11 protein-coding genes and 1 tRNA gene are annotated in these 12,466 nt (G+C 32.6%); 4 read left to right on the forward strand and 8 right to left on the reverse strand.

Annotation, left to right across the window (positions count from 1 at the left end; genetic code table 11):
• The first annotated feature begins 31 nt into the window (after positions 1 to 31).
• The 3 genes from DPN68_RS01975 to DPN68_RS01985 are packed head-to-tail and all read left to right on the forward strand — an operon-like array spanning position 32 to position 1,868.
• Positions 32 to 625, forward strand: coding sequence for a LemA family protein (locus tag DPN68_RS01975; protein WP_113987920.1), 594 nt, complete (start codon positions 32 to 34; stop codon positions 623 to 625).
• Complete coding sequence (locus DPN68_RS01980) at positions 625 to 1,068, forward strand: TPM domain-containing protein (protein ID WP_113987921.1); 444 nt, start codon at positions 625 to 627, stop codon at positions 1,066 to 1,068. The genes DPN68_RS01975 and DPN68_RS01980 overlap by 1 nt, the downstream gene beginning before the upstream one ends.
• Entirely contained in the window at positions 1,065 to 1,868 is an 804-nt protein-coding gene (locus DPN68_RS01985; protein ID WP_113987922.1) for a TPM domain-containing protein, read from the forward strand. The genes DPN68_RS01980 and DPN68_RS01985 overlap by 4 nt, the downstream gene beginning before the upstream one ends.
• Positions 1,869 to 2,250: 382 nt before the next feature.
• Here DPN68_RS01985 and DPN68_RS01990 read toward each other — a convergent pair whose 3' ends face one another.
• Together DPN68_RS01990 and der are read right to left on the reverse strand one after the other, a co-directional pair.
• Positions 2,251 to 5,037 carry an outer membrane beta-barrel protein gene (locus DPN68_RS01990; RefSeq protein WP_113987923.1) on the reverse strand — a complete coding sequence of 929 codons (2,787 nt, stop codon included), beginning with the start codon at positions 5,035 to 5,037 and terminating at the stop codon, positions 2,251 to 2,253.
• Between the two features lie 90 nt (positions 5,038 to 5,127).
• On the reverse strand, positions 5,128 to 6,438 hold the full coding sequence (gene der / locus DPN68_RS01995) for a ribosome biogenesis GTPase Der (RefSeq protein WP_113987924.1): 1,311 nt from the start codon (positions 6,436 to 6,438) through the stop codon (positions 5,128 to 5,130).
• Positions 6,439 to 6,678: 240 nt separating this feature from the next.
• Here der and DPN68_RS02000 point away from each other — a divergent pair, with 240 nt between their 5' ends.
• Positions 6,679 to 7,173: a hypothetical protein gene (locus DPN68_RS02000; protein ID WP_113987925.1), complete on the forward strand. Its 495-nt coding sequence runs from the start codon at positions 6,679 to 6,681 to the stop codon at positions 7,171 to 7,173.
• On the opposite strand, the gene DPN68_RS02005 is transcribed toward DPN68_RS02000, so the two are convergent.
• The 6 genes from DPN68_RS02005 to DPN68_RS02030 form a co-directional block, all read right to left on the reverse strand.
• Positions 7,170 to 8,312 carry a peptidogalycan biosysnthesis protein gene (locus DPN68_RS02005; RefSeq protein ID WP_317047759.1) on the reverse strand — a complete coding sequence of 381 codons (1,143 nt, stop codon included), beginning with the start codon at positions 8,310 to 8,312 and terminating at the stop codon, positions 7,170 to 7,172. The two genes, DPN68_RS02000 and DPN68_RS02005, sit on opposite strands and share 4 nt — an antisense overlap.
• Before the next feature lie 71 nt (positions 8,313 to 8,383).
• Positions 8,384 to 8,860 carry a DUF1761 domain-containing protein gene (locus tag DPN68_RS02010; protein ID WP_113987927.1) on the reverse strand — a complete coding sequence of 159 codons (477 nt, stop codon included), beginning with the start codon at positions 8,858 to 8,860 and terminating at the stop codon, positions 8,384 to 8,386.
• 190 nt (positions 8,861 to 9,050) lie between these two features.
• Positions 9,051 to 9,497: a KTSC domain-containing protein gene (locus DPN68_RS02015; RefSeq protein WP_113988083.1), complete on the reverse strand. Its 447-nt coding sequence runs from the start codon at positions 9,495 to 9,497 to the stop codon at positions 9,051 to 9,053.
• 132 nt (positions 9,498 to 9,629) lie between these two features.
• Positions 9,630 to 11,477, reverse strand: a complete 1,848-nt coding sequence (locus DPN68_RS02020) for a BamA/TamA family outer membrane protein (RefSeq protein ID WP_133256552.1) — start codon at positions 11,475 to 11,477, stop codon at positions 9,630 to 9,632.
• A gap of 135 nt (positions 11,478 to 11,612) precedes the next feature.
• Positions 11,613 to 12,152 carry a hypothetical protein gene (locus tag DPN68_RS02025; protein ID WP_133256553.1) on the reverse strand — a complete coding sequence of 180 codons (540 nt, stop codon included), beginning with the start codon at positions 12,150 to 12,152 and terminating at the stop codon, positions 11,613 to 11,615.
• A gap of 129 nt (positions 12,153 to 12,281) precedes the next feature.
• Positions 12,282 to 12,354: transfer RNA gene (locus tag DPN68_RS02030), tRNA-Met, on the reverse strand.
• Positions 12,355 to 12,466: the final 112 nt, after the last annotated feature.

Genomic DNA, 12,466 nt, shown 5'->3' on the forward strand with positions numbered 1-12,466 from the left:
CAAAAATCAATAAACTTAAACATTAAAAATTATGAAAAAATTCTTGCCTTGGATTATTATTGGAGGAGCTCTGCTTCTTATCGGATTTTGGTATGTAAATGTTAAAAATGGAGCAATTACTGTTTCACAAGCGGTTAACAAAGAATGGGGAAATGTTGAGAGTGCCTACCAAAGGAGAAACGATTTAATTGGAAACTTAGTAAAAACCGTTAGAGGTGCTGCCGATTTTGAAAAATCAACTTTAGAAGCAGTGATTAGTGCCAGATCAAAAGCAACCTCAATTACTATTGACCCAACCAATATTACTCCAGAACAGTTTGAACAATTTAGTCAAGCACAAAGCGGTGTGTCTTCTGCGTTATCTAGATTATTGGTTACTGTTGAACGTTATCCAGAATTAAAAGCAAACCAAAATTTCTTGAAGTTACAGGACGAATTGGCTAGTACTGAAAACCAAATTTTAACTGCAAGAACGCGTTTCAATGAAAAAGTTGAAAGTTACAACAACTACGTTTTAAAAATACCAAGAAAATTAATCTTATCTGAATACAAAGAAAAATCGATGTTTAAAGCAGTAGAAGGCGCTGAAAAACCAGTGGATGTAGAATTTGATTTTGGAAACTAATGTCGCAAGCAGAAGATTTCTTAACTCCTGAAGAAGAACAAGAAATTGTTCGTGCTATTACTGAAGCTGAAAGTAACACTTCGGGTGAAATACGTGTGCATTTAGAAGAACATACAGAAAAACCTCCGTTCGAAAGAGCCAAGGAGGTTTTTTTTACCTTAAATATGCATGAAACAGAACAGCGTAATGGCGTTTTATTTTACGTTGGCGTGGCGGATCATTCCTTTGTGATTCTTGGAGACGAAGGCATTAATAAAGTAGTGGAAGCTGATTTTTGGGAATGCACCAAAGATGTTGTGATTTCCAATTTCAAGAACAAAGCATACAAAAAAGGTTTGGTAGAAGGCATTTTAAGAGCTGGCGAACGCTTACAAACGTATTTCCCGTTCCAACATGACGATACCAATGAACTATCAAACGAAATCTCCAAAGGAAAACTATGAGAAATTCCAATATAAAAATTTCAAATACCAATAGTTGGATTGGATTGCTTTTCCTTTTTCTTTTTGGAATAAATTACTCATTTGCTCAGTTTGATATTCCTAAAAAACCAAGTTTTCAAACCAGTGTTTATGATTATGCGAATTTGTTGAGTCCGAATGAAAAAGCGCAATTAGAAAATAAATTGATTCGATATTCTGATTCTACTTCTACGCAAATTGTAGTTATTACAATTGAAGATTTAAAAGGCGAATACATTGGTACATTAGCGCCACAATGGGGTCAAGAATGGGGTGTTGGACAAAAAGACTTAGGCAACGGAATTGTAATTCTTCTCTCTAAAAACGACCGAAAAATTTGGATTGCTCCCGGTTATGGTGCAGAAATACGTTTAACAGCTGGAGTTAATGGAGAAATTATACGAAATATAATTACTCCAGAATTCAAAGCAGGAAGTTACTACAACGGCTTAGACAAAGGTGCTGATGCTATTTTTGATGTTTTAAACGGAGAATTCAAAGGTCAACGCAAATCAAACAAAAAATCTTCTCCGATTCCTATTTTTATTTTTATAGGAATTGTAATTGTAATAATCATACTTTCTTCCAAAAACAAAGGTGGTCGAGGTGGCAACAGCGGAAGATTTGCTGGACCAAGTTTGGGCGACATTATTATACTAAGTAGCTTAGGAAGAAGTGGCGGATTCGGTGGCTCATCAGGCGGTGGTTTTGGTGGTGGCGGATTCGGTGGTGGTTTTGGCGGCGGTGGATTCTCTGGTGGTGGTGCTGGCGGAAGTTGGTAGGAATCAAAGTGGAAAGTAAAAAGTACAAAGTGGAAAGTTTTGAGATTGATTTTCGGATTTTTGACACGAAGACACGAAGTCGCTAAGATTTTTTATTTTTTTCTATTTTTTAAATCTGTGTTCCAAAAAAAGAGACGTAAGAAATTAGATTTTCTGATTTTGGAATTTGGAATTTAAAATATTGGAATTCTTTCTTTTAACCACAAAGGAAACAAAGAAGGCACAAAGTTCACTAAGATTTTCGGATGTTCAGATTTCAGATAATTGGAATTTAAATTATTGAAATTTTTGTTTGAACTTGATTTTTGAACTTGAACTCGACATTGAATTTGACATTAAATAATAAAAAAACTCGTTAGTATTTCCTAACGAGTTTTTTGTTTTAGTCCATAAATATCATTCCGTTTCCATCATCTTTTTTACCTCCAAATTTTTCTAATTTATACGTTAATGAAAACATAGCGTAACGTTGTAATACTGTATTTTCCATATCTGTAATGGCTGTTGGGGTAATGGTTCTTGTTGCGCTTATGTTTTGATTTAGTACATCGTAAACCTTAACTTTTGCTGTTAGTTTGTCTTTGTAAAAATTGTATCCCAAACTTAAATTCCATAAATAAAAATCTTTTTGAAAGCCGTCTGCAATATTAGAATTGTAATTGTATCCAAAATCACTTCCAAAAACGAATTTTTTTGGCCAATAACTGGTAATTTCTAGCTTAGCACTGTGCAAGAAATTTTGGGCATTATCAATAATATAATTTGTAAAGTCGTTAGAAATGAAAGTATAGCGGTAAGATGGATTAACGGTAATGATTTCGTCAATTGACCAAGTTACATTTACTCGTGGGTTTAATGTAAAACTTTGTGACTCAAATAACGTATTATTGGTTAAACCTTGATTGTAATTTTGAGAAAATTGCATTCCAAAGCCATATTTAAAAGTTCTTTTTTCTTTTTTCAACGATTTATTATAATTAAACCCAACATATGAATTATAAGCTCTATCTATATTTTCATAAGTTGTAATTGCTTTAAAATCTTCATTAAAAACTGTCGAAGCTACAACTTGATTTACATTAAAATCTCCGCCAAAATAAGCATAAAATCCACTTCTAGTAGCATAATCATAATTATTGTAATTGGAGTATAAAGTGTAATTTTCAGTTGGTTTCAAATTTGCATTTCCAATGATTGTATTAATTGGATTAGCAAGGTTTTCAAATGGTAACAATTGATTTGCAGTAGGTAAATTAACACTGTATGTAAAATAACTATAAATCGATTTTGATTTCCCCAATGTTAAGCTAAAATACCCATTCATTTTAGGGTAAATGTAATTTTTATTGACCATTGTTTTATCAGATAAATACAAAGACTCATTTTCAAAGCGTATGATCTCTGTTCCAACAGAAAGACTTCCTCTAATTTTCTTTTTTCTTAAACTTAATCCAACCATTGGAGTGATTGAATTAGTTGTTGATGAAATCTCATTGGAAAGCAAATTATTAAAATTAGAATAAGAATTTGAAATAGCGTCAAAATCGAATGTTTGTCTAACGTCATCATTTTTTTTATAACTATAAATTGTCTCAAAAGAGAGGTTTAGCGAATCTAAAATTGGTTCGTTATAGCGAATACTAGACCTGAAACTGTCATTTTTAGAACGATCTAGTCGAAATTGATCACGCTCGTCGTTTGCATTTCCCGATTGAAAGAAAATAGTTGCAGTTTGTGTGTTTAGTTCTGATTCATTCTGACTATTTTCGTTGTTGAAAGAAAAACTTATTCCTCTACCTTTTTTCTTCAAACCTCTATAAAAATAGAGACTGTTACTAAACTTATTCTCTTGGCTTATCCAATTATTATTTCTAGTATTCTCGTTCAAAGCTACTTGATTTTCATCAAAGGTGTTTTCAAATCCTGAATTCTTGTTTCTCATCTCGTTTTTCGAGAAGTTTGGACTAAGATAAAGTGTTGTAGTTGAATCTAATTTTATTTCAAAATCAGAAGAAATGGAATGTCCGTCTGTTATCGAACGAGTTCTTGATTCCGCCAATGTATTGGTATTCCCTGTGGGTAATAAATTAATTCTGTTGGTTCTGTTGTTGTTGTTTGTTTCAGCACTAGAATAATAATAGCTTCCGTTTGGGTTGATTTTCTTATTAGCCCACTCATCTGCAAAATTAATTCCAATTAAATTTGATTGTGTTATTCCTTCATTACCTCCAAATTGCCTGCCATTTATCCCGAAACTTCCGTTATCATTAATCCAAATTGAAGTATTTCTTCCGCCGCCCATATTGTCAAATATTTCATCCATTGAAAACCCTACCGAGTTAATATTATTGGAAGAACTCAAAATACTGATTTTTTGAGTATCTTTAAAATAATTGAATAACAAACTGGATTCATAGCGATCGTCAGTTCCATATCCTGCAGTGGCTTTACCAAATAATCCTTTGTTTTTATCTTCTTGAATGGTAAGATTGATAGTTTTATCATTTGAAGTGGCATCTTGACCTGATAATTCTTCTTCTTTAGTCTTAGAATCAGTTACTTGAACTTTATCAATTATATCAGCTGGTAAATTTTTTGTTGCAATTTTCCCGTCTTTTCCAAAAAAAGGCTTGCCATTTACTAAGATGTTTTTCACTTCTTTTCCATTGACTGTGATTTTTCCTTCCTCGTCAATCTCAACTCCAGGTAATTGTTTTAAAAGCGCTTCTACATTGGCATCAGGGCGTACTTTAAAAGAAGTCGCATTAAATTCTAACGTATCGCTTTTAATGGTAATTGGTGGTATTTCAGTTGCTACAGTAACTTCATTTAAATTTCCAATATTTTCTTCCATTACAAAAATTCCAAAATCAAGGTCTTCATTTAAATTTTTAAGACTTCTTGAAATCTCTTTAAAACCATTGTACGAAATTTTCAAAACATGTGGCAAATCACTTTTCTTCAATTTCATTTGAAAATTTCCATTACTAGCAGAAATCGTATAATCTACAACTGAAGAGTCTTTAACCGTTTTTACATAAACAGTTGCTGATTCTAAGCCTGAATTTGTAGTAGAATCAACTACTTTCCCTTTTATGGTGATGGTATTTTGGGCTGAAATAAAAAATGGAAGAATAAAAACGAAGTACAATAAAAATTTCTTGAGCATAAAAAAAGCTGTTAGTTAGTTTCAATTTCTAATTAACAGCTAAAGTCTTATTTTATTGTGTAAATAAAAAAATCTTACGAATTTTAACATTTATTTCTGTCTGAAATAAATATCTATTGGAACACCAGAGAAATTATAATGCTCTCTTAGTTTGTTTTCTAGGTAGCGTTTGTAGGGATCTTTCACATATTGTGGTAAATTAGCAAAGAACACAAACTGAGGCGTTGGTGTTGGTAATTGCATACAAAATTTAATCTTTACATATTTCCCTTTCAATGCTGGTGGCGGATTGTGCTCAATAATAGGCAACATCGTTTCATTGAATTTCGAAGTGGCAATGCGTTGTTTTCTATTTTCGAAAACTTCAACCGCAGTTTCTAATGCTTTCAACAAACGTTGTTTGGTTAATGCCGAAACAAATAAAATAGGCACATCTGTAAAAGGTTGTAATTCTTCACGTATTTTTCTTTCATAATCACGTGTCGACATCGTATCTTTTTCAATCAAATCCCATTTATTAACTAGGATTACGATTCCTTTTCTATTCTTTTCTGCTAACCAAAAAATACTTTGGTCTTGACCTTCAAAACCTCTAGTAGCATCAATCATCAAAATACAAACATCACTATGCTCAATCGCTCTTACCGAACGCATAACCGAGTAAAATTCTAAATCTTCTTTTACTTTCGCTTTACGTCTAATTCCTGCAGTATCAACTAATTTAAACTCAAAACCAAAACGATTGTATGTAGTATCAATGGCATCTCTTGTTGTTCCAGCAATATCAGTTACCACAAATCTATCTTCACCAATTAATGCATTGATAAACGATGATTTTCCTGCATTAGGTCTCCCAACAACAGTAAATCTTGGTAACGGATTTTCTTCTTCAACAACATCCGGTAATTCAGGTAAAACTTCTACTAATTTGTCAAGTAATTCTCCAGTTCCACTACCACTCATTCCTGCAATCGTGAAATATTCGCCTAAACCTAAATTGTAAAACTCAACCGCATCTTTTTCACGCTGACCGTTATCTACTTTGTTTACGGCTACCAAAATAGGCTTGGTTACTTTTCTAAGTAATTTTGCTACTTCAGCATCCATTGGGGTAATGCCTTCTTCCACATCCACCATAAAAATAATGGCATCGGCTTCATCAATGGCCAATTCTACTTGGCGACGAATTTCTCCTTCAAAAACATCATCCGATCCTTTAATATAACCACCCGTATCAATTACCGAAAAGGCTTTTCCGTTCCACTCACTTTTTCCATAATTTCTATCACGAGTCACACCACTAACCGAATCCACAATCGCATCTCTACGCTGAATCAAGCGGTTAAAAAGGGTTGATTTCCCTACATTTGGTCTTCCTACTATGGCTACAATATTATTCATACTTCATTTTTTGAATTTGCAAAGGTACACTTTTTTTTGAAGCTATTTCCAGCCATTCATTACAACTCCACAAATTTTCGCCTTTTTTTCTAGTATATTGCTGCCGCTTCTGAGGTCGCACCAGCAATAAAAGAAAAAATAGTTAAAAACTTTGCGGGGTTTTCATTCCTGTCTGGGCTAGGGCAATAAAATTTAAGGAACATTTGTTAAAAATTTATATATTAGCACAAAGCTTTCAAAATGGAACCCGAAAAAAGCATCGCACTTCGTCCGAGATTCGAAGAAACTAGCGCTAAGAGCGTTACAGAAATTTTAGAAAAAGCCAAGTTGCTCAAAAAAGAATTGGTTGCCGATTACCAAATCAAAATTATCGACGACCATGTTTATTTGTATTTCAGTAAACATAAAAGAACGTATTATTCGCCGTTTCTTCAAATTGAATTGGAAGCTAACGAAGACCAAACCACAACGGTAAAAGGCTTATTTGGTCCGGAACAATTGTTATGGACATTTTTTATGTTTCTGCATTTTATAATTGCTGGAGTTTTTCTTGTGTTTGCTATGATGGCTTACACACATTGGTCACTCAACCAACCGATGAGATTTGATTTTACTATGATGGGATTGATGGTGGTTTTTTGGTTTGTACTCTATTTCATTGCAAGAGAAAATAGAAAAAAAGGAATTCCGCAAATGCATGAATTGGAAGATTTAATGCGTTTGGTTATTCATTAATCCTTGAATGGATTGCGTTCTTGCCATTCGGTTTTGGGTTCTAAATATTTGAAAATAGTTCCAATGCATTTGTTTACGGCAAAAAAGTGATGTTTGATAAATCCTTTCATCGCAACTGGTTTCGCTCCTACTGAACTTTTAATTTCTAAAGCGGTTCTAGCAAAAACTATGGTTTCAAATTGCTTTTTAATGGAATAGGCTACCATGTCGTACAACATGTTCAAATACAACATCTTCTCTTTTTGAATCGACAAATCGTAGCCTAAAAAATACGTATCCATTGCAGAGCCATTCTTGATTAACGTATTAAAACCAATTAATTTTTCGTTCAAAAAATAACCGTAAAACAAGAAGTTGTCTTTCAAATTTTCTTTTAAGGTTTCAAAATGATTTTCGGTGAGCATAAACGTGTTGAATGGTGCATTTTGTGCTACGGTTTCATACAAACTGTAGATTTCTTTTCTACGTTGTTGGATTTCTTCTAGTGGCAGTTTTCGCTTCTGAATTTCCACTTGTTTTTTTCTGGCGCGTTTGAATTGGTCGCGGTATTTTTTAGAAAGTGCTTTTATGTAATCGTCTTCAGTTTCCCATTCTTTTGGAATGTCAAAAACCATATTTGGTTGGGTTGAAAATTGGTAATAATCAGGAAGAACTTTGGATAAAACAGTAGCTTCGTTTGCTTCAAAATCTTTAAAAACGGTCAAATGCACTTTTGTTCCTTCGCCTTTGAATTGATTTTCTAAAGCTTTCGCCGCTTGTAACAACACTTGCATCATTTCGGTAGACGAAATAGCATTGGAATGAGCAAAAGCATTTTGTCCCGTTAACATGTTATTGCCAATAAACAACACATGCGAACAAAAATTCTTGAAGACAAATTTTCTAGCAGCAGTTTTTATGTTGGAATCTCTTTCACCATAAGAACTTACTTTATTCAAATCGATAAATTGTGAAAGTGCCACACCCACCAATTCTTGATTTTTAAAAACGCCAATAAAATGACATGTCATGTTTTTTGGCGCCGAAATTTCAAGCACTTTCAAATAATTGGATTGCAAGAAAATAGTAGATGCAGCAATTGAATCCCATTCTTTTGGAAGTAATTCAGAAGATTTGTAAATTGAAAATGTTGGCGTCAAAATAAAAAAATCGTCCTACAAATGTAAGACGATATGCTAATAAAAGTGTTAATAAAAATGCAATTTTCAAATTATTTCCAACCGCAGATTATGGCTCCCATAATGGTTAAAGTAACCATCCAATAACCCGAGGTTACAAAAATATATTTAAATGAACGTTGTTCATACAAACCGTTAGTAGCTAAAATTGGGAATACGATAAACAATGCTGCAAAAAATCCGTGTAAAGCACCGTGCTGGAATGTTCTAAACATGTCGCCATGCACTTCTAAAAAAGCGATTAATGCTGGATCATTGGCATTTCCACCAGCTAATTGTGCTGCTCCAACTTGATGAATCACAATCGTAGGCAACATAAATGCCAACATGAATGCGAACACAAAACTCAAACCGAAAACTTTTGCCATATTGGCTTGGCGCGCTTTTTCTTCAGTCATGCCAATTTCATTCATCCAAATGGTTCCAAAAACTTTTGGATTGTACCAAATAAATCCGACTACGAAACTGGATGCTGCTGCCACTAAAATGGCTAAATAATTCATTTCCATAAAAAATAGTTTTAGTGATTAGTTACCCAAATATAAGATATATTTTTTAACATTTGTTTAGTTAAATGAACTGGTTTTAATTATGAAATATTTAGAAATTAAGATTCATTTCGTTAGAATTGAGCATGAAATCAAACTTATCTTTTTGGAATAGCACAAAAAAAAGACCTTCTTTCGAAAGTCTTCAGTGTTATTCTGCAGCAACTAATTTGCTTGAGCTTCGGTATAAAAAGTTGTTGTAAATATGTCTTCTTGCGAATCTACTTGGTGATTCTGCATTAATCATTTTAATGTAGGTGTTTTTTGGAACTCCAAAATATTCGTATTTATTTCCATCTAGAAAATTAATGTACAATACGTTATTTTCCATGTAAAAATCTAAGATGTTCACACTACCAACTGTTTGCGTATAAATCGCTTTATCTTTTTCTAAAGTTTCTGGAGCAATACTCACTAAAAAATGATATGCTTCAATTATAGCGGTACTTTTTTCTTCTGCTTCTGTTTTTTCAGTTGCATCTGTGAATTTATCAGGATGAAAATCTTTCATGCTGTTTCTGTAGATGGTTTTTAATTCTTTTAAAGTAGCGTCTTTGGTTACGTTCAATAACTTTCGGTACGCAACAATTTTATTCATGTTCATAGGAAAAAAGTAAAATGCTTATAAAGCTTGTTGATAATCAATGTTTTAATTCAATTTTTTGAATTGCGTGCAAAAGTAGTACAATTAAATTATACGAACTAATTTATTCCACAAATAAACTGTAATTTATTGGTAATTGATATAAGCTGGCTTGCTCAATTGGAAATCAGAAAGGTTTAAATCGGTATTTTCAAACGAATTAGTTCTAAACAAATTATCTCCTTCAAACGGAATCGTTGGATAATACGAAAACGATATTTGGAAACTATTAAACACTAAATAATCGTTGTTAATCAGAACGCCAATTCCTAATTTGGAATACACTTTACTTTGGAACAAACTGCGATTGGTATCACTCAACGCACCAAAAGTCATATTCAAATACGGACTAAAACGAAAGCCGAACCAACTTCCTGGAGAATACGTTTGTGTTTGTAGCGATAATAACCATTTTTGCGCACCAAAAATTGGACTATTAAACCCTTGAATTCCGAAGTTTTCGTTTAGGGTCAATTGGTCTTTTTCTGTATTTTCACGGTTATTTCCCCAAACGTATGAAGGCTTTATGAATTGACGAACCCGCCATTTTCCCATTGACATCAACGGGCTAAAATAGTCCAAATACAAACGAAAAGCGGTTTGTTCAGCGGTATTGTTATCAAAAAAACTACCCCACTCGGCACTACTACTTAAGTAACCAAAAGCAAACTTCTTACCATAACCTACTCTACTACCAAAATAGAAACGATTTCTTTCTTGTCGCTCTTGGAAACCAAAAGTAAGAGCGAATATTTCTCCATAAGGAATATCTTCTTCGATATTGTAGTTGAAAATAAACTTGTCTTTGTAATACTTTTGCGAGGTAATTCCGGTTTGAATTAACCAATTTCTTTCGTTTGCAAAAAAGTTTACTGGATCTAAACTAGCATCAGGCGTTTGCAAAAATCGTCTTTTACTTACCAATGCGGATAGAATCAAACGTTGGGTTCTACTGTTATAGCTTTTACCTGAAGCTATTGGAAAAGAACGTCCTAACCAATATTCTTGAAACTCCGATTTTACATCGGCAATAAAAACCGTATCTACCTGACTTACAAAACGTTCTTTGGTTAAACGATTTTCAAAATAAGCGCCGCCAGCCCATTTAGCTACTGGTGAATAAAAATTTCTAACTAAACCAATACTTCTCACACTATTGTTATCAAAATCATTGGCATAATCCATACTAAAACGGATGAAACTGTTTTTGATATTGGTCACTACATATTGCGCATCTACTGCTTTTTCTTTGTCATCAAATCGATTTTTATAAGTTGCCGATAATTGATGACCCAAACCAATTAAATTACGCTCGGTTAGTTTAACTTCCATTTTACTTTCGGATAAATTTCCGTTGGGAATTAAACTCCAAGTATCTAATGCTCGAACCACAACATCTACCGAATCGGGATTATTGGCAATAGGAATAGCTTCAATTTTAACTTGTCGCACATAGCGTTGACTTCTTATTAAACGCTCCGATTCTTGCGTTAACAACAAATCCAATCTGTCGTTTTTTTTGAAAAGTAATAAATTTTTAATGGTAAAATCTTTGGTTTTGACGTGAATGTCATTTCCAAAATTTTCAAAACCTTTTTTAGGAACTTTTGTAGTATCGCTTACCGAATAACCAAACGGATCTAATGTTTCTATTTTTATATTTCTAATGATTTTTCCTTCCAAAGCAACATTAGAAAGCGTTTCTGCCTTTTTCTCAAATGGATTAACCGCTTTAGCTTGCTGGTCTTTTACCGAACGAAAAAGCAATTTGTACACAAACTTAGAAAAGCCGTTTTTTCTAGAAAAATCATAGATATTGTTGTACACATTGGTAGAATCTGTTGGAATTCGCTCAATTTCTTGTGCAGTTGTATACTGAGAGCTAAGCAAACAGGAACAGCAAAACAAAACAGAAATGAGGCGTAACACGTTCATATTTTTAGTAACCAAATGTACTGATTATCTTGTTTAAAACGGGTTTTGAGAGAGTTAATTGTTTTTAATAACAAATTTGATTAGGATTTGTTTTGAAACTAAATTAGAAAGGTTTCTAAATTTAAAAATCTAGGATTAATAGGTATTTAATTCTTCTGGATTACCATTTTCATCTAAACCAACTACCTTATAAATGAATTTTCTCTGTGTTAGATTAATTAGGTAGAACTGCGTGGAAGAACTAAAAAACATATACTCTTTCCAGCTTTCATCATCATATTCATGTTTTTTATGAGGTTTTAATAAATGTATACGTAGAATATGATCTCCATTTTTATTAATATATCCAAAATATTGCCTTCTATGTTTTTTAAACTTTTTTACAACTCTTTTAGGCTTTTTATATTTTTTTGGTACTTCATCCTTTAGTTTAAAATGCTTATTAACTTTTGATTCAAATTCATAATAATTATTAAATAAAAACTTTTCACCATCAATTAATTCTTCTAAACTAGGTTCTAAACTTTTTAAAAAATTCTTATCAGAAAATGAAAAATCAATATCTGAAATAAAAACTACAGATTCGATTTGATAAAAATCTTTAAGTATAATTTTCTTTGACAACTTTTGCGAGTAAGAGAAAGAAAAAGTAAGTAATAAAATAATTAGTTTCATATTTTTATTTCTTGTAATAATGAATCTTTCTTCACCATATTCCTCAAAAATAAAGATTATCTTTTAAAAACGTTTTTTAGGTGAGTTAATTGCATAAAAAAACTCCAATTTTTCAATTGGAGTTTCTAGTAGCGGGAACTGGACTCGAACCAGTGACCTTCGGGTTATGAGCCCGACGAGCTACCTACTGCTCTATCCCGCGATTTGTGAGTGCAAATATACAACGAATATCTTTAAATGCAAGGAAAATTGAAAAAAAATTAAAATTTCTTCTATTCAGTTGATATGACTACCTTTGCAAAATAAATTGTATA

The sequence above is a fragment of the Flavobacterium tibetense genome (assembly GCF_003293845.1).
Classification (GTDB): domain Bacteria; phylum Bacteroidota; class Bacteroidia; order Flavobacteriales; family Flavobacteriaceae; genus Flavobacterium; species Flavobacterium tibetense.

Bases quoted from the DNA above. Each gene is read 5' to 3' on its own strand.
- DPN68_RS01975 (WP_113987920.1), top strand. From the start codon at position 32: ATGAAAAAATTCTTGCCTTGGATTATTATTGGAGGAGCTCTGCTTCTT.
- DPN68_RS01980 (WP_113987921.1), top strand. From the start codon at position 625: ATGTCGCAAGCAGAAGATTTCTTAACTCCTGAAGAAGAACAAGAAATT.
- DPN68_RS01985 (WP_113987922.1), top strand. From the start codon at position 1,065: ATGAGAAATTCCAATATAAAAATTTCAAATACCAATAGTTGGATTGGA.
- DPN68_RS01990 (WP_113987923.1), bottom strand. From the start codon at position 5,037: ATGCTCAAGAAATTTTTATTGTACTTCGTTTTTATTCTTCCATTTTTT.
- der (WP_113987924.1), bottom strand. From the start codon at position 6,438: ATGAATAATATTGTAGCCATAGTAGGAAGACCAAATGTAGGGAAATCA.
- DPN68_RS02000 (WP_113987925.1), top strand. From the start codon at position 6,679: ATGGAACCCGAAAAAAGCATCGCACTTCGTCCGAGATTCGAAGAAACT.
- DPN68_RS02010 (WP_113987927.1), bottom strand. From the start codon at position 8,860: ATGGAAATGAATTATTTAGCCATTTTAGTGGCAGCAGCATCCAGTTTC.
- DPN68_RS02015 (WP_113988083.1), bottom strand. From the start codon at position 9,497: ATGAATAAAATTGTTGCGTACCGAAAGTTATTGAACGTAACCAAAGAC.
- DPN68_RS02020 (WP_133256552.1), bottom strand. From the start codon at position 11,477: ATGAACGTGTTACGCCTCATTTCTGTTTTGTTTTGCTGTTCCTGTTTG.
- DPN68_RS02025 (WP_133256553.1), bottom strand. From the start codon at position 12,152: ATGAAACTAATTATTTTATTACTTACTTTTTCTTTCTCTTACTCGCAA.